Source organism: uncultured Solobacterium sp. (assembly GCF_963550625.1).
In the GTDB taxonomy this organism is placed as follows: domain Bacteria; phylum Bacillota_I; class Bacilli_A; order Erysipelotrichales; family Erysipelotrichaceae; genus Bulleidia.
This window is the reverse complement of sequence record NZ_CAUVCV010000006.1, coordinates 1-24,709: the sequence shown is the minus strand read 5'-3', so window position 1 is coordinate 24,709 and position 24,709 is coordinate 1. Positions and strand designations below refer to the sequence as shown.

Below are 24,709 nucleotides of genomic sequence, written 5' to 3'. Positions count from 1 at the left end.
CCAATTCAAATTCAAAATTCTTTTTCAGTACTATATTGATGCAAGCTCCTGTCTGTTATCTAGAAAGTAAATTCTACTACTTTCTTATTGTTATTATTTAATCTAAAAAAACACCCTGCAAATACATGCAAAGTGTTTGTTTGTTGTACTGTCCAATCCAGCAAATTAACGCTTGGAGAACTGTGGAGCGCGACGAGCACCCTTTAAACCGTACTTCTTTCTTTCCTTCTCACGGGAATCACGTGTTAGGAAACCAGCCTTCTTTAATGCTGGTCTGTAATCTGCAGAAGCTTCTAGAAGAGCTCTAGCAATACCATGACGCATTGCACCAGCCTGGCCAGTATAACCGCCACCTGCTACGTTGATCTTGATATCGAACTGTTCCTTAGTTTCTGTGAGTACTAATGGTGAATTTACTACCATGCGTAATGTTGCTTGTGGTAGGTATTCTTCTAAAGTACGACCATTAACTGTTACAACACCTGTACCCGGAGTCATGAAGACACGAGCAACGGACTGCTTACGGCGTCCTGTTCCAACATAAGTTACTTTCTTCTTAGTTGCCATCTTGTCTTATCCTCCTTACTTTACCTTCAGCTCAACAGGCTTCTGAGCTGCGTGTGGGTGTTCAGCACCTGTGTAAACAAATACATGCTTACGTTGTACATCACCCAATTTGTTATGTGGTAACATACCCTTGATGGCTTTTTCAACCCATTCAACAGTGTAGTTTTCACGCATAACCTTTGTACTTCTTGTACGAAGTCCTCCTGGATACATAGAATGACTATAGTAGAACTTCTTTGCATCCTGGTCACCACTAATCTTAATCTTGTCTGCATTGATTACAATTACATAATCTCCACAGTCAACGTGTGGTGTGTAGGCAGGCTTGTGCTTGCCTCTTAATAATGTTGCTACCTGAGTAGCTAGACGTCCTAATGTGCAGTCAGTTCCATCAACGATATACCACTGACGAACAACTTCACTTGGCTTTAACATAGTTGTTTGACGCATTTTTACTTTCCTCCATATGTAGTTTCCGGGGCTACATTGGCATGAAGTGCCATTTACCATTTTAGCCGTTGATACCCCGCAAGTCAATTAGATTATTTCGATTCTTCTACTAAATTTGATACAATTTTTCCACTTTTTGTATAAATCTGAATCGGCTTGAAGTTTACTTGCTTTTGTAAGCGTTTCTCAAGTTGTGGAAGTAGTGTTTTTGCAAGCGGGATACCACGTTCTTCTTCAAGAATATGTAATGAAGCGTCCCCTTGATTGATTTCATAATATCCCAATAATTCTTGACTATGTCTTGTCGTCATCGCATAGAACTGGTGGCTAGCATTCTCTTTGACTACTTGCTCTAATATAGAAAGCTCTTGGTTTGTACAAGAGGTATCATCTCCCATTAAAAACTCACGAACCATTCCTGTTTCATCAAGCGCCAATGTCTTAAAGTAATCAACATACTCTAATGTCAGTCCTTCAGCAGGACTATTTTTATGTGGGAAGCTTTTACGCTTCGCAGCTAGAATCTCTTGAATATGAGTTGGTTCATACTTATGCTGTCCGATTTCAATTAATACAGAAGCCATCATGCGAACCATATATCGTAAGAAGCCCTTTCCTACAAAAGATAGCGTAATAACGCCATCCTCTTCTGTTAATGTGATGGAACGTACAGTTCTTACTTGATCTGGATATTCTTCCAAAGAACTGGAATTCAAGGATGTAAAATCATGTGTTCCAACAAGATAAGGAATACCTTCCCTCATTTTTTCTACATCCAAATGCATTGGGCATTGGAAAACTGTATCTTTTGTAAATACGTTGTATGGCCCATGATTGATACGATAGTTATATTGTTTAAAGCGAACGTTATATCTTGCATGGAAACAATCATCCTCTTCTTCAACTGCCATGATATGAATATCATCTGGCAAAAAGGCATTGATTGCGCCCATCCACTTACGAGCTGGCATCTTGCGCTTTGTATCAAACATGAATACCTGTGCGCTAGCACTTACCCCTGCATCTGTTCTACCAGATCCAATAACGTTTACCTTTTCCTGTGTAATACGTTCAATCACTGCTTCGAGGATTTCCTGAATGGAATCTCCCCTGCGCTGTGATTGCCAGCCAGAATAATTTCTTCCAACATAAGATACAACACATTTATAGCGCATCATAATAGAATCGCCAATCCAATCATCACAATTAGAGTTGTAAAGGCACCAAGTAATAAGAAGTAATCACGCTTTTCCATCTTTAAGACTTTATAACGTGTACGCTTTTCTCCTGGTGCATAACCTCTAGCCTCCATAGCATTCGCAAGATCTTCTGCACGTTGGAGAGCAGATACGAATAATGGAACAATCAGGGAAAGAATCGCCATGACTCTCTCCATGAGTTTACCTTCCTTCATATCAACCCCACGCGATTGTTGCGCCTTCATAATACGCTGTGTTTCTTCAATTAAGTCTGGAATAAAACGTAGCGCAATACTAATTAACATCGCAATTTCATGTGCTGGTACATGGAATCTCTTTAAAGGCATTAGTAAATCTTCAATACCCAAAGTCATATCTAAAGGTTTTGTTGTGGCAGTCAAGCATGTTGTAATCATAATCATCAACATGAGTCGAATCGCAATATAAAGTGTTTGGAATACTGCATCACTATAGATGACAAAACTTCCAAGTGTTAGTAATGGTTCGCCTGTCTTCATCACAAATGCATTGATGATTAATAAGAAGAATAACATCATCAACATTGGCTTCATAGATTTCCAAATAAAACCAAAACTTAACTTCGAGATGAGTATCGTACTAGCGGCCACTACAAAGATAACACCATAACCAATCCAGCCCGCTGGAATAAACACTGCGATTAACATCACCAACATCGCAATGATCTTCGCGCGTGGATCCATCTTATGGATTGGGGAGTCTAATGGCAGATAACGTCCAAGTGTAAAATTACCCATGTTTCTTCACCTGCCTTACGATTTCTTTCGCAAGCGTTGGAATATCATTAATTTCATCTGAAATCTCAAATCCCTTCTTACGTAAGCTATCTTTCATCTGAATCAGTGCTGGAGGTAAAATATTCATACTGCGGCATAGTTCAGAATTATCAAAGAACTTCTTTGTACTATCATGGAAACGGATTGTTCCATCTTCCACTACAACTACTTCATCACAATATTTATAAACCTGCTCCATATCATGTGATACGATTAGCACTGTCTTATTATATTTACGGTTTAATGCATAGAATAATTCCATCATCTGTACCGTACCGATTGGATCAAGACCAGCAGTTGGCTCATCCAAAACAATAATCTTTGGATCCATCGCTAGGATACCTGCAATCGCCGTTCTTCTCTTTTGTCCACCAGATAATTCCAGTGGGCTTTTTTCATAGTTCTCAACGCCAAGACCAACTAGTTTTAATGCGTCCTTTGCTTTTTTAATAGCTTCTTCTTCCGTACATCCAAAGTTCTTTGGCCCAAACGCAACATCCTTCAAAACAGTTTCTTCAAATAACTGATATTCAGGGAACTGGAAGACAAGACCAACATCACCACGTAAAGACTTCAATTTCTTCGGTGTTTCTTTTGCGTCGATTGTACGGTCAAGAATATGAATCGTGCCTTCGGTTGGTAAAAGTAATGCATTTAAATGCTGAATCAGTGTACTCTTACCAGAACCTGTCTGTCCGATAATTGCTGTAATTTTATTTTCTGTAATATTCAGGTTAATATCCTTTAAAGCATCATATTGGTAAGGTGTACCGGTGCTATAAATATGTTTTACATGCTCGAATGTAATTGGCATAATTCTTCCACCAGTCCTTCCTGTGTAATATGCGATGAAACATGCAGACCACATGCCTGCAATTCCTCACTCAACTTTAAGCTGAAAGGAATATCAAACTTCATCTTCTTTAACTTCTCTGGATCTTTAAAGATTTCCTTTGGTGTTCCTGTCATTGCCACATGACCACCATCCATCGCAATCACATAATCGCTCTTAGCGACTTCATCAATATCATGTGTGATAGAAAGAATTGTCAACTTGCTTTCACCATGTAATTCTGTGATGACACGTTTGATTTCATCTTTACCTTGTGGGTCTAACATTGATGTTGCTTCATCAAAGATGAGAATCTTTGGCTTCATTGCAAGTACACCTGCAATCGCAACACGCTGTTTCTGCCCACCACTTAATCGTGTAGGTTCTTGATTCAGATACTTCGTCATTCCAACAAGAGCTGCGTTTTCTTCGATGATACGGTCCATATCTTCTTGTAGCACACAATGATTTTCAAGTCCAAAAGCGATATCATCTCTCACCGTTGAACCAATAAACTGGTTATCTGGATTCTGAAAAACAATACCGATATTAGAACGAATTTTATTTAAGTTTTCTACATTTAATTCCATGCCATCAACCATGATTGAACCGGAAGCCTTCTCTAAAAGACCCGCAATCAACTTCGCAATCGTGGATTTTCCACTACCGTTGTGTCCAATAATTGTTGTATAGGTCCCTTCCTCGATTGAAAAGGAAACTTCATCAATTGTCTTAGCACTTTCATCATATGCAAAACTGAGATTTTTTACTTCGATAATCCCCATGTGCTCTTATCTCCTGTACTTCTTACGCAGCTTCTGTATATCTACAAAGCGTGCATATTATATCATTCTTTTTCCATTACACTCAAACTACAAACCTGAATCTAGTGAATTTACATCAAATTCATAAAATCGTATAAAAAGTTGAAGCTTTCACTCCAACTTTTTTCTTATGAAAACTTGTTTGTTCCTACTTCTGAATAGAGTAGTTCTGGTAGTTACCGTTTAATACAGAAGCTTGGTTGGCAACGTTTAAGATATCGCTAATAATAGCACCATCTTCCACGAATAGCTTCTTTGTGATACCTTCTTCTGCACATTCATAGCCAGCAGCCGTCATGATATCAGAGAAAGCCTCACGGTTTTTTTCGCTTTCGAATGATACATAGTGATGAATTGTCACGAGTGTATCTTGTTCAAACATACCGTTTAAGGAACTAGCTTCTGCTAGCAATTCTTCTACAAAGTCTGGATTAAGATATGGATATACACCACATACTTCCTGTACTTCTGGAGAACGATCACTTGCGTCATAAGTAGGCTGTGCTACTCCATCTCCGTCTGACAAGGTTATAAAATGTACTTCATTATCATCTTCTACTTCGTTATTTTCTGTTTCTTTCTGATCTTTTAATAGCTTTACTGCAACGACTGCACCAACACCGACAGCCACCGCAAGAGCACCAAATAGTCTATTTAACATAGTTGTCTCCTCTCTGTCTCTATATGCCATATTTTAGCACATCTAGCTAAAATACCCTAACGGAAACATTATCTACTTTTTTCTAAATAGGTCATAATACTAACCGCATTAGAAGCTGCACCCTTACGGATCTGATCTCCACAACACCAAAGACTAATACTATTTGCGCAAGTTGTATCCTTACGAACACGTCCTATATATACAATGTCTTGATTCGAAGTTTCTACCGGTGTAGGCACATGGTCTTCAATAAGTTCAACACCAGGGAAGTTTTTCATCTCTTGGCGAATCGCATCTAAGGATAGTTCTTGTTCAGTTTCAACTGTCAAGGAAATTGAATGGGAGCGATATACTGGTACACGTACACAAGTGCAATTTACCTGTAAATCATCCGCATGCATGATTTTACGACCCTCATTATGCATCTTCATTTCTTCTGCTGTATAACCATTGTCTAGATATGAACCAATCTGCGCAATACAGTTATAGGCAATCTGTGCTGGGAAGACATTTGGATGAACCTCTTCACCCTTATCAAGCTGTAAAATTTGCTCACGTAATTCACGCATACCTTCAACACCTGCACCACTAACAGCTTGAAACGTTGTCGCAGTTACATGCTTGATTTTAGATAAGCGATGAATTGGCGCAAGTGCCATAAACGCAATAATTGTAGAACAGTTTGGGTTGGCGATAACCCCATGATGACCTAGTGCATCTTCACCGTTAATCTCTGGTACAACTAACGGTACATCATCCTGTAAACGGAAAGCACTAGAGTTATCAATAAGTACTGCATTTGCTTTTTGAATCAAAGGTAGATATTCCTTTATAAGTGCGTTGGATACAGCACCAAGCACATAATCTAGCCCTTCAAAGGAATGCTCATCTACAACTTGTACTGTGATTCCTTTGCCATGAAATGATAATACACGTCCAGCTGATCTTGGGCTGGAGAATAGACGTAATTCTTCTACTGCAAGGTTTTGTTCTTCAATGCATTCTAGCATCTGTCTACCGACAGCACCTGTCGCACCTAAAATTCCAATTTTCATGCATGTTCCCTCTCTTCTTGAATAAATCTATCATAAATACAGCGAATCGCATTGTGGAAGTCATGATTGGATACACCTACCACAACAGATAATTCATCTGCACTCTGGTTAATAACTTTAATGTTAATTTTATGATTACCAAACTCACTTAAAAGTTGTCCTGAAGCACCAGGTACTTGTTTCATACCTCTACCCACAATGGCTACCATTGCTAAGTCTTCTTCTAACATCAACTCATCAGGTTCTAATTCTTTCTTAATCTTTGCAAGAATCTCATACTTGCACTGTTCAATTGCACCCTTTTGTACAATCACAGTAAATGTATCAACTGTAATTGGAACACTTTCGATTGAGATATGATACTCCTCAAAAATAAACAACAATCTACGTAAGAAACCAACTTCTGTTGAACTATGACTCTTTACAACCGTAAAGGAAGCGTAGTCTCTACGTCCTGTAATTCCAGTTACAGTTGAAGTGCCGTTTGCTTTATCGTATTCTTCACAATCATCTTGAATAAATGTACCCGGATTCTCTGGGTCATTTGTATTTAAAATATGGATTGGAATATTCTTTTCACGTACTGGGAAAATCGCATCATCATGGAGTACATTCGCACCCATGTAGCTCATTCCACGAAGTTCACTATATGTAATAACTGGAATCTGCTGAGGATTATCAATGATACGTGGATCTGAAACCAAGATACCAGATACATCCGTCCAGTTTTCATAGACTTCTGCATCCACAATATTGGCTAAGATTGAACCCGTAATATCACTACCACCACGACTCATGACTTTGATTTGTCCATTTGGTAAAGCACCATAGAAACCTGGGATAACATACTTCTTATCCATGTCCATAACCTTGTCTAAATTCTGCTTAATCTTATCAAAGTCAAAATCACCATTATATTTGAACGCGATAACATCTTTCGCATCTAAAAACTCTGCGCCTAAATATTCTGCCATGCATCGTGCTGTTAAATACTCACCACGAGAAACGATATAATCTACAGGTGCATGCGCATCTAACATCTCTTTAACACTAGTAAACTCTTTTTCTAAATCAATTTTCAGGCTAAGCGAATCACAGATACGTTGATATTTCTCTTTTACAAGATTAAAAATTGTTTCATAGGATACACCATAATTTATATGTGCATGTAAAAGATATAGTAAATCCGTCACCTTGTAATCATCACGGTTTTCTTTACCACATGCACTAACGACAATAAACTTACGATTCACATTCGCATCTACGATGCGCTTTACTTTTTCAAACTGATCTTTACTGGCTACAGAAGAACCACCAAACTTACTTACAATCATACATTACCTCCGCTACAAATACCGCATCATCTTCCAATACCTTTATCACAGAATCCAATTCCACAAAAGATATTTTCTTTGTAATGCATGTATCTTCATCAATTCTTTCTTCTATTACATCTTCTATGCGATTTAAATTGACAGAACGAATATAGAATGAGGACAATCGATTCTTATTATCCACATGAACACCTACTCCAGATGAAACCTCAGTATCTTGATGAAGCACTAAATCAATTAAATCCTGTACAACCGCATGTGCAGTTGGATAAGAGCCTGCACCCTGACCAACATAAGTCATCTTACCAAGTGTTTTCGAATCACTTTCAATCGCATTGAAGTTCGCCGGTATTGTCGCAAAGATATTCTGCTTTGGAATAAATGTTGGGATAACTGTACCACTTACACCACTATCAGACTTTACACCTGAGCCGATTAATTTACACACATAACCATGCTTGCATGCATACGCGATATCCTTTGCACTGATATGACGAATCCCGTAGATATCGATATCACCAACATTCGCAAGTACACCAAATCCTTTACAACTTGAAAGTACTACTTTATACGCTGTATCCATACCATCAATATCGTCTGATGGATCAAATTCCGCATAGCCACAAGCTTGCGCTTCTTTTAATGCAACCGCAAACTCTGAACCTTCATCACTCATCTTACTTAAGATGTAGTTTGTTGTTCCATTGAAGATGCCGCGGAAACTATTAATATCATCGATACGCTTAGTACGATCTAGGTTGCTCATCCAAGGAATACCACCACCACAAGCGGCTTCATACTTTAAACTAACACCACGCGTACGTGCTGTTTCTAATAGTTCTTCCAAATGATTCACCAGCATCTTCTTATTACTTGTCACAACGTGCTTTCCGTTGAATAACGCTGCTTTGACATAGCTGAATGCTGGCTCATCACCACCAATACATTCCACTACCACATCAATATCAGGATCTTCCACAATATCATGGATATCCACTGTCATGCGCTCATCCGTAATATCCTTTTCATAGCGCACCAATATCTTGGAAATCTCCAGTTGCGATACTTCTTTCGTATTCTTTCCATCAATAATTTTTCTAACGCCAGAACCAACAGTTCCATGTCCCAATAAACCAATCTTCATATAAACCTCTGTTTCTAAAATAGATACACTTGTATTTAAAACACAAACAGTGTATCATTTTTCTATATTTGAAACAAGAAGGAAGCCCTATGAAATATATTAGTACACGAAATAAAGAAAAAACCGTATCCGTTTCTGAAGCGATTATCCAAGGTCTCGCTGATGATGGCGGACTCTATACACCACAAGCACTTGATCAAAAGGTAGATTTAGCTTCTACCCTCAAGATGAGTTATTTAGAGCTAGCCCAATACATTCTATCTCTTTTTTTAAGTGACTTTAGTCACGAACAAATCCAACAATGTGTTCAAAATGCCTATCAAAACTCATTTGAAAACAACGAAGTAGCACCACTACGTAAATACAGCGATGGTTGGCTTATGGAATTATGGCATGGTCCAACCAGCGCCTTTAAAGATGTAGCCTTGACACTACTACCACATTTATTAACAACCGCATACCAAAACCAGAATGAACATGACCTCATCTCCATTCTGACTGCCACAAGCGGTGATACCGGCAAAGCCGCAATCAATGGTTTTGCAGATGTTAAAAATACTGCTATTACAGTCCTCTATCCAGAAATCGGTGTATCCGATATCCAAAAGAGACAAATGCAAACATCACTTGGTAAAAATGTTGAAGTCATCGCAGTCAAAGGTAACTTCGATGATTGCCAACGTATTGTAAAGGAGGCGATGAAAGATCCAGTTGTGCTTGAGGCATGCAAACACATGAAACTTTCCTCTGCAAACTCCATTAACATCGGTCGCTTACTTCCACAGATTGTCTATTACTTTGACTCTTATGCAAAACTTGTAAATCATGGTGATATTCAATTGGGAGATGCAGTTAACTTTGTTGTACCAAGTGGCAACTTTGGCAATATCCTTGCTGGATATCTTGCAAAACAGCTAGGCTTACCAGTTAAGAAGCTAGTATGTGCTTCAAACTCCAACAATGTTCTAACAGAATTTATTCGAACAGGTACATACAATGCGAATCGAGCATTTATCCCAACGATATCCCCATCAATGGACATCCTAGTTTCTAGTAACTTGGAGCGTCTATTATTCCTTCTCAGCAATCATAATGATGTGTTAATTAACCAATATATGTCTTCTCTTAAGAACGATGGCCAATACACAATCTCTGATGATTTACGCAAACAATTACAAGAAAGCTTTGCGGCATATGATTGTTCAGAAGATGAATGCAAGAAAGTAATACATGATACTTTCCATAAAGAACATATCCTCATCGACCCACACACAGCGGTAGCCGTACATGCATGTCATGCATACAAACAGGAATCAAATGACACTACACCATGTATCGTATTATGTACTGCAAGTGCCTACAAGTTTGCCAAGGATGTTTATACAGCTTTAACAGGAAAGTCTTGTGCTGATGAATTTGAAGCGATGAACGCATTACATGATTACACATCCGTAGTCATACCAAAGAATCTTGCATGCTTAAAAGATATGGAAATACGTTTTACAAATACGGTTAAAAAAGAAGACGCATTAGCCATAATCGCAAAGCGCTTGGAGGGTCTACAACATGATCACAATTAAAACTCCTGCCACATCTGCTAACCTTGGTTCTGGATTTGATTGTCTTGGTATTGCACTAAAACTATATAACATTTTCCAAGTTGAAAAGTATGACCACAACTTCTTAGAAAATGTAGAGGAGGAATACAATAACGACAACAACCTCTTCCTACAGGCATATCGCCTTGGTTGCGAGACAATCGGTAAATATGATCCAATTCACGTTATCTTTGATTGTCATATTCCAATTAGCCGTGGATTAGGAAGTAGTGCTTCCTTTATCATTGGTGGATTAGTCGCTGCTAGTGTTTTACATAACAATATTCTAAGTGAAGCAGAAATCTATCGTTTAGCTTGCAGTATTGAAGGTCATCCGGACAATATCGCACCATGTTTATATGGAGGTCTATGTGCTGGCATGACAATTGATAAGAAACACTTCCTATCACATAGATTACCAATCCACAAAGATTGGGAATATACAGCTCTTGTACCTAATGTTGAAGTTAGTACAGAAAAGGCCCGTGGTGCATTACCTGATTCATATCCACGTGCTCAAGTTGCCACAGCCATTAGTAACGCAATTCTCACATCACAAGCATTGCAAGAAGGAAATCTTTCCCTACTTTCAGCCGCAACACGCGATATTGTGCATGAACCATATCGTCAAAAGTTAATCCCTAACTTTGAAGTCATCCAACAGATTGTAAAGGAAGACACTGATGGCATCTTACTTATCAGTGGTTCTGGATCAACTTGCTTATGTATTGCGAAAAAGGAATTAAGTACAGCAGCACGTTTGAAGATTGCATCACTTCCAAATCATTGGCAATGTTTGCAATTAGACGTTGCCTATCACGGCACAGAGATAGAGAGGTAAGCACATGCAAAACTCTGAATATCTAATTGTTCATAAGAAGATTCTACCTGAATATTTTAGCCAGGTTATCCAAGCAAGATCTCTGCTTGAAAATCATGAAGTTGAAACAGTCACGGAAGCTGTCAAAAAAGTAGGCATCTCTCGAAATACCTACTATCGCTATAAAGATTATCTATTTGAAATTTCTGATAACGCCACTTCGCGCACGATGACAATCTCTCTCATTCTAAAGGACGAAAGTGGCGCATTAACAGCAGTACTACAAACATTGAGTAAAGCACAAGCAAGTGTCTTAACAATCTCGCAAGCTATTCCAGTGGATGGATACGCAACAGTATTGATTAGCTTAGATATCTCTAAGATGGAAAATACTCCGGACAATCTATTAAAACAATTACTCAAACATTCTTGTGTACGTAAAGTACAACTTGATGCAATTGCATAAGAAAAGAGCCATTTGGCTCTTTTTAGTTTGATTACTTTTGAACGCTTCCTTGCTTAGCAACTGCAGCCATCTTCGCTTCGATAGCAGCCTGGTCACCTAAGTATTCCTTAGAGATGAACTTTCCGTTGTCATCGAATGTGTAAACGAGTGGAACACCTGTAGGAATATTTACGCCGATGATCTCTTCATCTGTTAAGTTTTCAAAATACTTAACAAGAGCACGTAAGCTATTACCATGAGCAGCGATGATTACACGCTTACCAGCCTTCATCTGTGGTAAGATTTCCTGTTCATAGTAAGGAACTGCACGAGCAATTGTATCCTTTAGAGATTCAGCTAATGGAAGTTCATCCTTATTTTCATTACGGTAAGCTTCCTGTAATGCTGGATTTCTTTCATCTGTTGGATCTAAAGCAGGTGGCTGAACGTCAAATGATCTTCTCCAGATTTTAACCTTTTCTTCACCATACTTCTCAGCTGTTTCAGCCTTATTTAAGCCCTGTAAAGCACCATAGTGTCTTTCATTGAGCTTCCAAGTCTTAGTAACTGGTAACCATTCACGGTCCATTTCAGATAATACAAAGTTTAATGTGTGGATTGCACGCTTTAAATATGATGTATAGCAAAGATCAAAGTCAAATCCTGCTTCCTTTAAAGAACGTCCGCCAGCCTTAGCTTCCTCTACACCTTTCTCAGAAAGTTCAACGTCTGTCCAACCTGTGAAAAGGTTGAGCTTATTCCATTCACTTTCACCATGTCTAATTAAAACAAGTTTCATTTTAAGCCTCCTTCGCTTTTTAACAAATCAATCGTATCACATGACTTTATGATGTCAAACGAAAATATTCACATCTACTTACGCTTTTTGTGATAGTTTTTAAAGAATTTATTATTTCCAGGAAATGTTAGGAAACAATATGCATTGTAACCCCTGTTAGAGTACCAAATACATTTGAAATTTCTGTTGGGGTTGCTGTACAACTGCCCTGCATCATTTCAGAATTTCCACCACCTTTAGCGTTTATCCGTGTGTTAAATGCAGCACGAATTGATTGTAAATCAACAGCCTTACTCATGATGACATAGGCATAACCTACTTCAGTTTTCGCAAGTACCATAACTGTTGAAATACCCTTTTTAATACAGCAATTGCAGAATACGCGCATTGCTTCATAGTCCGCTAACACAGCAGTATATAGAATCGAATCATGCATAGGAATGTGTTTTGCATCCTTTAACATTATCTCGGTAGATAATTGACGATAGGATTTTTGCAGATCTAAATAGCGTTGTCCAAGATTACTAACCGCACTTGATAGTTCTAATGGCTTTGCGGAAAGCAGTTTTGAAATCTTACTATTTTCTTGTTGGATGTGATTGAGATAGGCAAATGCTTTTCTTCCACTTAACAAGAATACTCTTGTTTTATTACCTGATTTTTCAAAATTGATAACCTTGCAAATTCCGATTTCTCCAGTGTGATTAACATGCATACCACAACATGCACACATGTCATAATCCTCAATTGATACAATACGTGTTATTCCTGCAATCTCAATCTTAGAGCGATACTCATACTTTCCGGTTTCACTTGGGGCACAAAAGATTTCACGTACTGGTAGATTTGCCCAGATTGCCTGGTTTACTTGTTGCTCAACATCTTGAATCATTTCCTCTGTTAAATCACCTCGGAAATCTGCACAGATATATTCACCCATATGAAAACCAACATTGGAATATCCATACAACTTCTTTACTAGGCCCGAAAAGATATGTTCTCCCGTATGATTCTGCATTAAGTCATAACGATATTCCCAATTGATTACACAATGTACTTTTTCTCCTAGCGGAAGTGGTTGTTTTAAGATATGTATAATCTTATCTTTCTTCCGTTGTACATCAAGTACTGTAATATCTTGGATTGTACCTTTATCACAAGGTTGCCCACCACCTTCTGGATAAAAGATTGTATCCTTTAAAACAATCTCATAACCTTCCTTGCATGCATGGCAAGATACAACAATCGTAGATAACTCTCTTGCATAAGGATGACTATAATAATATTCTTGAAATTCGTTCATCTACTTCACCATTTCTTTATACAAGATATCTACCGCTTCTTGCTCAGCAATACCATAGGAGAATGCTGTCGCTGACCCCATTGCCACAGATTTCTCTAGTGCTATTTGATCATCTTCTCCATTTAATTTACTAGCTAAGAAAGCCGCAATCATGGAATCTCCTGCACCTACAGAATTTAACACTTCTCCATTTGGTGCATTACAATGAAATACCTTATGGTTTGCTAGTAAAGCTCCTTTTGAACCCAGTGATACAAGTACGTTTTGTGCACCCATCGATACCAACTTGCATGCATACTCTTCTACCTGTTCTTCTAATACCTCTTGACCAAATATTTCTGATAGTTCATGTTGATTTGGTTTGATTAAATATGGGTGATATGGTAGGACCGTTTTTATTATAGTTCCTACCGCATCAACGACAATCCGTATCTTTCTACCTTCAAGGTATTTCATCACATCCGCATAGAAGTTATGATCAACTCCTGAAGCCATACTGCCGGAAAGAATGAGGATATCTCCATCTGTAAGATGCTCTAGTTTTACATACAACTTTTCTATATCTTCTTTTTCAACCGTAGGACCACTCGCATTAATCTCTGTTTCCTCTACGTGTTTCATTTTTATATTGATACGAGATTGGCCATGATCCAACTTAATAAAATCAGGGATTAGTCCATGATTACTTACGCGTTTCTCAATTTCATCACCTGTAAAACCAGCCACATAACCTAGTGGTGTGCTAATTCTCCCTAAATGCTTTAGTGCAACCGACACATTAATACCTTTACCACCGACATCAATTTGTTCAAAGATGGATCGATTTAACTTTCCTTCTTCAAACGTTCCTAATTGTACGATGTAATCAAGTGATGGATTCATTGTTACTGTATAAATCATACGTATACCTCTTTAAAGTATTATAAATGAAAAAAAGGTTCACAATAAAGTGAACCTCGTAATTTCTTTAGATAATGAAGAACTTCAAGATGAATAATCCTGTAAGAATATACATCAAGAGTGATATCTCCTTAGCCTTACCTGTAATTACATGGATAAATGTGTAAGAGATAAAGCCAAATGCGATACCTTCAGAGATTGAATATGCAAAGCCCATCATTGTAATGCATACAAAGCATGGGAATGCCTTTGTAATATCGTTCCATTCGATGTTAACAACCTGCTGCATCATCAAGAAACCAACTACGATTAATGCTGGTGCTGTCGCAAAGGAAGGAATTGTTAAGAATAATGGAGATAAGAATAAAGCAGCTAAGAATAAGATACCTGTAGTAACACTTGTTAAACCTGTTCTACCACCTTCCGTAATACCAGAAGAAGATTCAACGAATGTTGTGATTGTGGATGTACCTAAGATAGCACCTACTGTTGTACCAACAGCGTCAGCTAATAATACACCCTTAATTCTTGGTAACTTACCGTCCTTGTCTAACATATTTGCCTTAGAAGCACATCCGATAACTGTTCCAAGTGTATCGAAGACATCTACGAATAAGAACGCAAATACAACTACAATAAAGTTCGCAAGGTGACTTGCCACAAACGTAAAGTCAAATTGGAAGAATGTAGGAGCGATAGAATTTGGCATTGAGAAGAACGCTGTTGGGATTAATGAATAGTAACCTAATTCTGGATTTGGTACATAGATACCTACTAATTGGCAGATAATACCTAATACCCAAGTTAGTAAGATACCCCATAACATATATCCCTTAACACCCTTGATTAACATAATCACAATAGAGATAACACCAATCATACACAAGATAACACCTACACCCTGTGATGAGAATGTTCCATTCGCAATACCACCTGTAAATGAATATAGACTAACGAGTGTTGGGCCATCAACGATGATATGTGCATTTTGTACACCGATGAATGCAATGAAGAAACCAATACCTACAGATACAGCTACCTTTAACTGTACTGGAATCGCATTAAAGATTGCTTCACGAACACTTGTTAGTGACATGATGATAAAGATAATACCTTCCACAAGTACTGCTGTTAAAGCAACCTGCCATGGATAACCCATAACACCACATACTGTGTATGCGAAGTAAGCATTCAAACCTAAACCAGCAGATAATGCAAATGGCATATTTGAGAACGCAGCCATACAGAAACATGCAATAGCGGATGCGACTGCAGTCGCTGTTAAGATGGAACCTGCATCCATACCAGAAGCACTTAAGATGGATGGATTGAGAGCAAGAATGTACACCATTGTAATAAATGTTGTGATACCTGCAATCACTTCTGTTTTAACTGTTGTGCCGTTTTCCTTTAAATGAAATAACTTTTCTAACATAAATATCCCCCTTTTTTCATTCACACATCGCCGCCTAAAATTTAAAAATCCTGCCGAGTAGCATCTCAACAGGAAGTCACTAAAAAAGAATAGAGACAACCGTAGTCCCGCCATTAAGGTAGCAGGGTAGAGACACTTCCGCCAATTCGGAAGCATATACGATATGTGGCACATAGGTATTATATGAAATTACCACACCATTTACAAAGGGAATTTGTTAAAAAACCAATTTTTCCAACATTTATCGCAAAATGTATATATTCACCTTAATGAAAGCACTATCATCAAAAAAATCAATAATACCCGTATCATTCTAAGGGAAATGGTGGGATAATAACTAACGTTTGGAGGTTTTTCTATGAAGCACATGCGTCAGTTTTTAATTATCCTACTATTTACCTGTATTGGTGAAGTATTACATACTTTTATACCACTACCAATCCCTGCTTCAATCTATGGCCTTGTACTTTTATTTATCGCACTGAATCTCAGGATCTTTAAAGTTGATGAAGTACACGATACAGCAGATTTCTTAATCGAAATCATGCCAGTCATGTTTATTCCTGCAGCCGTAGGTTTAATTGGGTCTATGGCTTCCTTACAACCAATCTTAATACAATCCATCATAATCATGATGGTTTCTACAGTGATTGTTATGGTTGTCACTGGTAAAGTATCGATGCTATTAGGTAAGGAGAAATCAAGCAATGAATAATGTTATGTTAACAAGTGCCACAATGGGTGTGGTGATATCCCTAATTGGTTTCTTTATTGGTATCCTCTGTCGTGAGAAGTTTAAACTGCCAATCTTTAATCCCTTACTAATTGCGATTATCTTTACAATTGGTTTTGTATCTATCTTCCGTATTGATTATGATTCTTACTTTTTCTCCGCAAAGTATCTTAGTTGGTTATTAACCCCTGCAACAGTCGCTTTGGCAGTACCACTCTATAAAGAAATCGATAAGCTCAAAGCGAATTGGAAGATGATACTCATTTCTATCGCTTGTGGTTGTGTCAGCAGCGTTGTAACAGTACTTGTTCTATCATTTGTATTCCGTTTCAACCATGCGCAATACGTTACCTTCATACCAAAATCCATCACAACAGCCATTGGTATGGGTGTTGCAGAAGAGTTAGGTGGTATTGTACCAGTTACTGTTGCGGCAATTATCGTTACAGGTATCTTTGGCGCAATCATCGCAGATATTGTATTTAAGATTTTCCATATCACCGACCCTATTGCCCAAGGTTTAGCACTTGGTGCTAGTGCACACGCAATCGGAACATCCAAGGCAATCGAACTCGGTGACCTACAAGGTGCTATGGCAGGTCTTGCAATCTGTACTTCTGGTATTATCACAGTTGCCCTAGCAACAATCTTCGCTGGTATTATCTAAACAATTTAAGAAGCGTAAAACGCTTCTTTTTTTCTATGTACACAAAAAAACGACTATCTTAGATAGTCGTTTATGTCATTAGTCTTCTACGTATGGTAATAAAGCCATTTGACGAGCACGCTTGATAGCGATTGCTAACATTCTCTGGTACTTCGCACGAGTTCCTGTAACGCGACGTGGAGTAATCTTTCCATTTGCGCTAACGAATTTCTTCAAGAGCTCTACATCCTTATAATCGATATAAGTGATGTTGTTTTTTGTAAAGTAGCAGACCTTTCTGCGGCCCATTCTTTGTTTTCTGAATGCCATTGTCTGTTCTCCTTTATTTAGAATGGCAGGTCATCGCTGGAAATATCCATTCCGATTCCTGCGCCGAAGTCATCACTCACAAAATCATCATTTACAGATGGCTTTGGTTGTGAATACGGCTGTTGATAACTGTTGTCTTGATAACCACTGTTCTGTGCTCTACTCTGTGATTGACTCTTAGATTCAAGTAAATTTACAGTATCACAAACGACTTCTGTAATATAAACCTTTTGTCCATCACGATCATAGTTACGTGTTTGGATTCTTCCTTCAACACCCACTAATGCACCCTTATGTGCATATGAGCCTAAGAAATCGGCAGCTTGTCGCCAAGCAACACAACTGATGAAGTCTGCAGACTGCTGATTGTTTCCATCCTGTCCACGAGCCACACGACGATCACATGCAACAGTAAATGTCGCAACGGATAAGCCACTAGCTGTCTTACGAACTTCAACATCACGTGTCAGTCTACCAACCAAAACAACGCGGTTAATCATTACTTAGCTCCCTTAGCCGGAGCTTCGTCACGGGTAATCATGAAACGAACAACATTTGCGTTGATTCCCATCAAACGATCGAATTCCTTTAAGCAGTCATTTTCTGCTTCAAATGCTGTTACTACATAGTAACCCTTCTTCATGTCATCAATTGGGTAAGCAAATTCGCGCATTCCCCATTCGTCTGTCTTTGCAATCTTACCACCATTGTCAGTGATGATCTTGCTGAGAGTTTCGATTAATTCAGCTCTCTTTTCTGTTTCAACAGATTCGTTGATGATGTACATGACTTCATACTTCTTCATTCCGTACACCTCCTTCTGGTCTAACGGCCATTTCTGGCAAGGAGCGGGAGTAACCCACTCGCCACAATATAGTACCAGTTCCCTAACCAAAAGTAAAGAAAAAATCACTTCTATCATTACGATATAAAGTGCTCTCAAGTGAAATTTTTGAATATCGTATTTGTTTAAGAAAATCTTGCAGATATGCAAGTTATCTATTTATGATGAAATATGAATAGGTTATAATAGTTGTAATGACGGAGAACATGTTATGGAACAAGTATCATATAAAAAGTTGTTTAAATTACTTATTGATAAGGATTTAAAGAAGACTGAATTTGCTGCAAAGGCAGGTATTAGTCAGAATACGTTAGCTAGAATGGGAAAAGGACAATTCATTTCCATGGAACTTCTAGTGCGCATTTGTAAGTATTTAAATTGCACATTTGATGATTTGGTAGAGATAATCAATAAAGAGAATAATTGAAAGCAAAGATTGGGGTTGGAATGATGGCTGTAACAAATAATGATTTGTCAATATTTACTAATAAGAACGAGAATGGAATTAAACTGTCTGATCGTTTGAATACGGTTTTAACTAATTCAAAATATTTTGATGTATTAGTTGGATATTTTAGAATTACTGGGTTTTACTTATTAAAAGAACAATTGGAAGATGTGAAAGAAATACGAATATTGATTGGATTAGGAGCGGATATAGAAACTGTCCGAGCAATGGATATTTTCGAACTTTCTGGAGCCAATGCTACTCGTAAAGTACAAAAAGTAATAACAGAAGAATTTAATAACACAGAAGATGATAATTTAGAAATGGAAAATGGAGTATTTAAGTTTTGTGAGTGGATTAAATCTGGAAAACTTAAAATTCGCATGTGTTATGAAAAAAATGTACACGCAAAATTGTATATTATTAGGAAGGATCCAGATAAAGTACCTGATCAATTTGGAAACTTAATTACAGGCTCTAGCAATTTTACATTTAATGGTCTAGATAAAAATGTAGAATTTAATGTAGAACTTAAAAATCAATCTGATGTTCAATATGGCTTGGATTTTTTTGAAGAATTATGGAAAGATTCTAAAGATATAACAGAAGATATTCTAACAACCATAAACAACGATACTTGGATGAATAAAAATATAACTCCATATGAATTGTTTTTAAAGCTTCTCTTTGTTTATTTTGAGGAAGAGATCGATTCTAGACAGAATGACTATGAATGGCCAGATGGTTATATGAATCTACAATATCAATCAGATGCTGTTACTCAAGCAAGAAAAATTATAGCTCGTCATGGTGGTGTGATCATTTCTGATGTGGTAGGTTTGGGAAAAACATATATTGCAGCAATGCTTGGAAAATTATTAGATGGCAGAAAGCTTTTTATTGTGCCACCAGTAGTAAAAGATAACTGGGAAAGTGTATTGGCTGATTTTGGATATAAAATGTCTGACAAAGTTGTATCGCTTGGTATTATTGATCAACTATCGGAAATGGATGATATAGCTTCATATAAATATGTTTTTATTGATGAAGCCCATAGATTTAGAAATGCATCTTCTACTGAATTTCAGTATTTGAAGAAAATTTGTTATGGTAAAGGCGTTATTTTGATTACCGCAACACCTCAGAATAATACGATTCTAGATATAGCAAATCTAATTACTTTATTCCAGGATTCAAGAAATTCCTCAATAATTCCCGGAAATCATAATCTTGAAAAATATTTTAACGAATTATATAAAGAAGTCAGAGTTTCAAAAAATGATCCCACAGTTGTATCAAATATTGCTGCGGAGATTCGTGACAATGTTTTAAGGCATGTGCTGATAAGAAGAACTAGAAGTGAAATAACTCAATATTATAAAGAGGATTTAGAAAAACAGGGTTTAAAATTTCCAACAGTAAATGATCCTATCCGTTTGGATTATATGTATGACGAAGAGATGGAACAAACTTTTACAGATACAATAGAATTGCTTAAAAAATTTTCTTATGCAAGATATGCTCCTTTACTATATTTGAAAAATCAAAAGAAAGTCGGATCAGATAAAGCTAGACAGCAAAACATGATTGGATTTGTTAAAACAATGCTTGTAAAACGTCTAGAAAGTTCTATCTACGCTTTTCTTAAATCTGTAGAAAGATTGAAAATATCATCTGAGGGTTTTATCAATTTATACAATAAAGGAAAAGTTGTTGTAGGTGCTGCTTCAAGAACTAAATATAATTTCAATGATTTTGATCAAATGGAAGAAGAAGCATTTAATGTTTTTATTGATTCAAATGATATCGATTGTTTTAAACCTGATGAATTTGTGGATGATTACATTGATAAAGTTAAAGCTGATGACGAGATTCTTCAAGAAATTTTTGATATGTGGAGTAAATATGACATCAAAACAAGGGATGCAAAATATAATTTGTTAAAACACAATATTGATTCTTTTGGAAATGATACAAAATTAATTGTTTTTTCAGAAGCTAAAGACACTGTTGATTACTTAAAAGAAAAATTGGAACGAGATTATGGAGACGTTGTAATTGATTTTGGAGGTGGAGATTCCATGTCCAAAAAACAGTATATTCAATACAATTTCGACCCACATTTTAACTCAAAAGGTATAAATGATAAACGTATTTTGATTACTACAGATTCGTTGAGTGAAGGTATCAACTTGCATAAAGCATCAATAATTATTAATTACGATCTGCCATGGAATCCAACAAGGGTAATGCAAAGAGTCGGTCGTATAAATCGTGTTGGATCAGAAAATGAACAGTTATATGTTTATAACTTCTTTCCAAGAGCTAATACACGAGAACACCTATCTTTAGAAGATTCAATAAGAGCAAAAGTTCAAATGTTTAATGAACTTTTAGGAGAGGATTCTAAAACCATAACGGATGACGAGCATGTTACTTCATATAACTTGTACGATTTCTTGATGATGGCTAATAAGTTGGATGATGAAGAAGATATGATGTCAAATGGAAAACAAATGTCTTACATCAAGATGTTTAATGATATTATTTCAAATAATCCTAACTTAGCCAATAAAATACAATCTTTGCCTGATAAGATCAGGGTAGCACGAAAGTCTAATGATACAAATGCTATAATAACATTTATAAAACAAGGCTGGATTAAGAAGTTTGTTAAGTATGAAAATGGTACTTCAAGTGAAATAGAATTTGAAGAAGCTGCAAAATTATTAGAAGCAGAAGAAAATGATAAAGGAATTGAAATTCCAAATGACTATTTTGAAGGCTTTACCTCAAATAAAAACCTATATTCATCAATATTAGATTCTTCTAAAACTAGCAATTTTTCAAATACAGCTTCACCTAATGAAAAAAAAGTTAGAAATACATTAAGAGCATTACTAACAAATTCTTCGTTAAAAACTGCTTACAGAGAATATTTAGAGAAAGTTGAAAATGCTATAAAACGTGGTTCATTGAATTCAAGAGTTCTAAAAGATGTAAAAAATGCAATAGATAAAGATTCTAAGTCTTTTGATGCTATTATTAATGCATTTAAATCATCAATTGATGAAGTGTTTTTAATGGAAAGAACAAATTATGATGTGCAAAATTCACTTAATAAACCAAAAGTGATTGTTTTGTCTGAATATCTAGAAAAGGATGAAAAATAGATATGGAGAATCTTAAATCATTATTAACAGTTCCTTATAGACAAGAGAACTATAAACAGTTTACCGCGGATTTTTTGAATGACATGGAGGCTGTTCCTTTACAAGAAAAAACAGATATTCCATCGATGTTTAAAAATTCTATTCAATCATATACGATATTTGGTAAATACGAAGATAACGTGGGAAAAAGTGTAATAGTTTTATCTGTTAAAGTAAAAAATAATAGTTCTGCTCCAAAAGCTCAAAGAAATTTTGTGGCATATTTATTAGAAAATCAATTTACTGATTTTAATGCTGCTTTAGTTGCATACTTTGACGATGCTAGGAAGAACTGGAAACTTTCATTTGTAACAATTGAATATGAATTTAATGAAAATGGAGTTGAATTACAATTTAAACCAGCAAAAAGATTTTCTTTTTTAGTAGGAGAAGATGAGCCGACTAGAACTTACTTCCAGCAACTAAATCCAATATATGAATCAAATACCAATCCTTCTTTGGAACAAATAACTGAAGCTTTTAGTATTTCAAGGTTATCTAAAGACTTTTATGAGGAATATAAAAATAAATTCTTTGAATTATATGATTACTTATCTACAAATAATGTTTTTAAAAATGAAGCAAATAGAGTTGGTTATAGAGGAGAAGATGGTGTAAAAAAATTCACAACAACTTTCTGTAAAAAGACTATGGGACAAATAATGTTTCTTCACTTTATTCAAAAGAAGGGATGGCTTGGCGTTACTTCTGAATGGGGTGACGGTGACAAATCTTATTTGCTAAATAGTACAAAAAACTTCACAGGGAACTACTTCAATGACTTTTTAGAGCCACTATTTTATAACGCCTTAAATGCTAAAAGAGATAATGACGAATATTTAGGTAAAAAGATACCTTTTCTAAATGGTGGGCTATTCCAAGCAATTGAAAATTATGATTGGGAAAATACTGATTTTGAAATACCTAATGATTTTTGGTTTAACGATAAAGAAACTGGTTTACTGAATGTTTTATCTCAATATAATTTCACAGTTGATGAAGCTGATCCAGAAGAACAAGAAGTTGCTATCGATCCAGAAATGCTAGGTAAAATTTTTGAATCTTTATTAGATACTAATGATCGTTCTTCATTAGGAGCGTTTTATACACCTAGAGAAATTGTGCATTTCATGTGTGAAGAGTCTTTAGCAGCTAGATTAGCTAAAATGTTGAATTTAGATTATGATTCTATTTTGAATTATGTACGTTACGGTGATGCTCTTAAAGAAACTGACTTTGTAAAAGGATTGGCAGAGGATATTGACGAGTATGTTAGTGAATTCACTATAGTTGATCCAGCTGTTGGATCAGGTGCATTTCTTGTTGGTATGTTGAACCAAATAGTTAAATTACGTACTAATTTACTTGAATTAACAAACAAAAAAATAGATAAGTACGAAATTAAACTACAAACTATTCAAAATTCATTATATGGAGTGGATTTAGAATATGATGCGGTAGAAATTGCAAAACTACGTTTGTGGCTATCTTTGATTGTTGATCAAGAAACAAATGGTGATGCGCCAAAACCTCTTCCAAATTTAAATTTTCATTTGAGAGTAGGAAATTCATTGGTTGATACTTTTGAAAATATAAAATTATGGAATATTAGATGGAGAGGTTCAAAGAAAGAATCTAAAGCTGATCTTCAGATGAATCTATTTAATACGGATACTGTAGAAGTAATCTTAAAGAGATTGAAGGATGCGAAGGTTAAATTTTTCAATACATCAGGTGAACACGAAAAACAAAAATTATCTCGTCAAATTGAACTTGAACAGATGGAATTGATTAGAGCTGAGTTGGTCGCACAAGGAAAATATGATGTTTTCTACAGAATTGAAGACATGATTAAAAATAAAACCAAACCTTTCTTCATATGGGAACTAGAATTTGAAGAAGTTTATAAAAACGATGGATTTGATATTGTTATCGCTAATCCACCTTATGTTCAGTTACAAAAAGATGGTGGTAAGTTGGCAAACGAATTAGAAGATCAAGGATATGCAACATTTGCAAGAACTGGTGATATATACTGTATTTTCTATGAAAAAGGTTTAAATCTTCTAAAAGATAAAGGCATATTATGTTATATTACTTCAAACAAATGGATGAGAGCTGGTTATGGTGAAAAGTTGCGTGGATATTTAGCAGATAATTGCAATCCTTTAAAATTGATTGATTATGCAGGTAATAAAATATTTGAATCTGCTACTGTGGACGTTAATACTTTGATTGCATGTAAAGAGAAAAATAAAGGAAAAACACTTGCTGTTACTGTGGATGATGGATGCACAAGTAATTTGAGCGATTAT

General features: G+C 36.3%; 25 protein-coding genes and 1 riboswitch. Of the genes, 8 read left to right on the top strand and 17 right to left on the bottom strand.

All coding sequences use genetic code 11. From position 1 onward, the window contains the following. Window positions 1-165 precede the first annotated feature (165 nt). From rpsI to RYK16_RS04720, 10 genes are all read right to left on the bottom strand, one after another. On the bottom strand, window positions 166-567 hold the full coding sequence (rpsI, locus tag RYK16_RS04765) for a 30S ribosomal protein S9 (protein ID WP_006526831.1): 402 nt from the start codon (window positions 565-567) through the stop codon (window positions 166-168). Between the two features lie 15 nt (window positions 568-582). Continuing rightward, window positions 583-1,017, bottom strand: coding sequence for a 50S ribosomal protein L13 (rplM, locus tag RYK16_RS04760; RefSeq protein ID WP_006526830.1), 435 nt, complete (start codon window positions 1,015-1,017; stop codon window positions 583-585). 92 nt (window positions 1,018-1,109) lie between these two features. After that, window positions 1,110-2,195 carry a tRNA pseudouridine(38-40) synthase TruA gene (gene truA, locus RYK16_RS04755; protein WP_314851131.1) on the bottom strand — a complete coding sequence of 362 codons (1,086 nt, stop codon included), beginning with the start codon at window positions 2,193-2,195 and terminating at the stop codon, window positions 1,110-1,112. Further along, the gene (locus RYK16_RS04750; protein WP_314851130.1) at window positions 2,192-2,992 is read right to left on the bottom strand and encodes an energy-coupling factor transporter transmembrane component T; all 801 of its coding nucleotides are present in this window, start codon (window positions 2,990-2,992) and stop codon (window positions 2,192-2,194) included. Before RYK16_RS04750 ends, truA begins: the two co-directional genes overlap by 4 nt. Then, window positions 2,985-3,845 (bottom strand): energy-coupling factor transporter ATPase, encoded by an 861-nt coding sequence (locus RYK16_RS04745; protein WP_314851128.1) that lies wholly within the window; start codon window positions 3,843-3,845, stop codon window positions 2,985-2,987. The genes RYK16_RS04750 and RYK16_RS04745 overlap by 8 nt, the downstream gene beginning before the upstream one ends. Continuing rightward, window positions 3,821-4,648 carry an energy-coupling factor transporter ATPase gene (locus tag RYK16_RS04740; protein WP_314851127.1) on the bottom strand — a complete coding sequence of 276 codons (828 nt, stop codon included), beginning with the start codon at window positions 4,646-4,648 and terminating at the stop codon, window positions 3,821-3,823. The genes RYK16_RS04745 and RYK16_RS04740 overlap by 25 nt, the downstream gene beginning before the upstream one ends. A gap of 187 nt (window positions 4,649-4,835) precedes the next feature. Beyond that, the gene (locus RYK16_RS04735) at window positions 4,836-5,348 is read right to left on the bottom strand and encodes a hypothetical protein (protein ID WP_314851126.1); all 513 of its coding nucleotides are present in this window, start codon (window positions 5,346-5,348) and stop codon (window positions 4,836-4,838) included. A 68-nt stretch (window positions 5,349-5,416) separates the two neighbouring features. Next, window positions 5,417-6,403: an aspartate-semialdehyde dehydrogenase gene (locus RYK16_RS04730; RefSeq protein WP_314851124.1), complete on the bottom strand. Its 987-nt coding sequence runs from the start codon at window positions 6,401-6,403 to the stop codon at window positions 5,417-5,419. Next, the gene (locus RYK16_RS04725; RefSeq protein WP_314851122.1) at window positions 6,400-7,737 is read right to left on the bottom strand and encodes an aspartate kinase; all 1,338 of its coding nucleotides are present in this window, start codon (window positions 7,735-7,737) and stop codon (window positions 6,400-6,402) included. Before RYK16_RS04725 ends, RYK16_RS04730 begins: the two co-directional genes overlap by 4 nt. Further along, entirely contained in the window at window positions 7,724-8,881 is a 1,158-nt protein-coding gene (locus tag RYK16_RS04720; protein ID WP_314851120.1) for a homoserine dehydrogenase, read from the bottom strand. Before RYK16_RS04720 ends, RYK16_RS04725 begins: the two co-directional genes overlap by 14 nt. Window positions 8,882-8,970: 89 nt before the next feature. On the opposite strand from RYK16_RS04720, the gene thrC reads away from it, so the two are divergent. From thrC to RYK16_RS04705, 3 genes are read left to right on the top strand one after another with little or no spacing between them, the layout of a single operon-like run. Next, the gene (gene thrC / locus RYK16_RS04715) at window positions 8,971-10,461 is read left to right on the top strand and encodes a threonine synthase (RefSeq protein WP_314851118.1); all 1,491 of its coding nucleotides are present in this window, start codon (window positions 8,971-8,973) and stop codon (window positions 10,459-10,461) included. Further along, window positions 10,448-11,320, top strand: coding sequence for a homoserine kinase (gene thrB / locus RYK16_RS04710; RefSeq protein ID WP_314851117.1), 873 nt, complete (start codon window positions 10,448-10,450; stop codon window positions 11,318-11,320). The genes thrC and thrB overlap by 14 nt, the downstream gene beginning before the upstream one ends. A gap of 4 nt (window positions 11,321-11,324) precedes the next feature. Next, a complete protein-coding gene (locus tag RYK16_RS04705; protein WP_314110894.1) occupies window positions 11,325-11,765 on the top strand; it encodes an ACT domain-containing protein in 441 nt (146 codons plus the stop codon). A gap of 31 nt (window positions 11,766-11,796) precedes the next feature. On the opposite strand, the gene gpmA is transcribed toward RYK16_RS04705, so the two are convergent. The 4 genes from gpmA to RYK16_RS04685 form a co-directional block, all read right to left on the bottom strand. Further along, entirely contained in the window at window positions 11,797-12,543 is a 747-nt protein-coding gene (gpmA, locus tag RYK16_RS04700; protein WP_314851116.1) for a 2,3-diphosphoglycerate-dependent phosphoglycerate mutase, read from the bottom strand. A gap of 127 nt (window positions 12,544-12,670) precedes the next feature. Beyond that, on the bottom strand, window positions 12,671-13,846 hold the full coding sequence (locus RYK16_RS04695) for an alanyl-tRNA editing protein (protein WP_314851114.1): 1,176 nt from the start codon (window positions 13,844-13,846) through the stop codon (window positions 12,671-12,673). Further along, window positions 13,847-14,746: a 1-phosphofructokinase gene (gene pfkB, locus RYK16_RS04690; RefSeq protein ID WP_314851112.1), complete on the bottom strand. Its 900-nt coding sequence runs from the start codon at window positions 14,744-14,746 to the stop codon at window positions 13,847-13,849. A 67-nt stretch (window positions 14,747-14,813) separates the two neighbouring features. Further along, complete coding sequence (locus RYK16_RS04685; RefSeq protein WP_314851111.1) at window positions 14,814-16,181, bottom strand: NCS2 family permease; 1,368 nt, start codon at window positions 16,179-16,181, stop codon at window positions 14,814-14,816. Between the two features lie 82 nt (window positions 16,182-16,263). Then, a riboswitch (purine riboswitch) is annotated at window positions 16,264-16,363 on the bottom strand. 176 nt (window positions 16,364-16,539) lie between these two features. Between RYK16_RS04685 and RYK16_RS04680 the strand changes: the two genes are divergently transcribed. Beyond that, on the top strand, window positions 16,540-16,896 hold the full coding sequence (locus RYK16_RS04680) for a CidA/LrgA family protein (RefSeq protein WP_314851110.1): 357 nt from the start codon (window positions 16,540-16,542) through the stop codon (window positions 16,894-16,896). Further along, window positions 16,889-17,581, top strand: coding sequence for an LrgB family protein (locus RYK16_RS04675; protein WP_314851109.1), 693 nt, complete (start codon window positions 16,889-16,891; stop codon window positions 17,579-17,581). The genes RYK16_RS04680 and RYK16_RS04675 overlap by 8 nt, the downstream gene beginning before the upstream one ends. Window positions 17,582-17,659: 78 nt before the next feature. Here RYK16_RS04675 and rpsR read toward each other — a convergent pair whose 3' ends face one another. From rpsR to rpsF, 3 genes are read right to left on the bottom strand one after another with little or no spacing between them, the layout of a single operon-like run. Next, window positions 17,660-17,890, bottom strand: coding sequence for a 30S ribosomal protein S18 (rpsR, locus tag RYK16_RS04670; RefSeq protein WP_006526812.1), 231 nt, complete (start codon window positions 17,888-17,890; stop codon window positions 17,660-17,662). A 17-nt stretch (window positions 17,891-17,907) separates the two neighbouring features. Further along, window positions 17,908-18,390, bottom strand: a complete 483-nt coding sequence (gene ssb, locus RYK16_RS04665) for a single-stranded DNA-binding protein (protein WP_298664992.1) — start codon at window positions 18,388-18,390, stop codon at window positions 17,908-17,910. Continuing rightward, window positions 18,390-18,695 carry a 30S ribosomal protein S6 gene (gene rpsF / locus RYK16_RS04660; protein ID WP_298664995.1) on the bottom strand — a complete coding sequence of 102 codons (306 nt, stop codon included), beginning with the start codon at window positions 18,693-18,695 and terminating at the stop codon, window positions 18,390-18,392. Before rpsF ends, ssb begins: the two co-directional genes overlap by 1 nt. A gap of 250 nt (window positions 18,696-18,945) precedes the next feature. Here rpsF and RYK16_RS04655 point away from each other — a divergent pair, with 250 nt between their 5' ends. The 3 genes from RYK16_RS04655 to RYK16_RS04645 form a co-directional block, all read left to right on the top strand. Continuing rightward, window positions 18,946-19,161, top strand: a complete 216-nt coding sequence (locus tag RYK16_RS04655; protein WP_314851108.1) for a helix-turn-helix transcriptional regulator — start codon at window positions 18,946-18,948, stop codon at window positions 19,159-19,161. Continuing rightward, a complete protein-coding gene (locus RYK16_RS04650) occupies window positions 19,158-22,355 on the top strand; it encodes a helicase-related protein (RefSeq protein ID WP_314851107.1) in 3,198 nt (1,065 codons plus the stop codon). The genes RYK16_RS04655 and RYK16_RS04650 overlap by 4 nt, the downstream gene beginning before the upstream one ends. Before the next feature lie 2 nt (window positions 22,356-22,357). Beyond that, window positions 22,358-24,709, top strand: a 2,352-nt coding sequence (locus RYK16_RS04645; RefSeq protein WP_314851105.1) for an Eco57I restriction-modification methylase domain-containing protein, incomplete at its 3' end; no start/stop codon positions are given.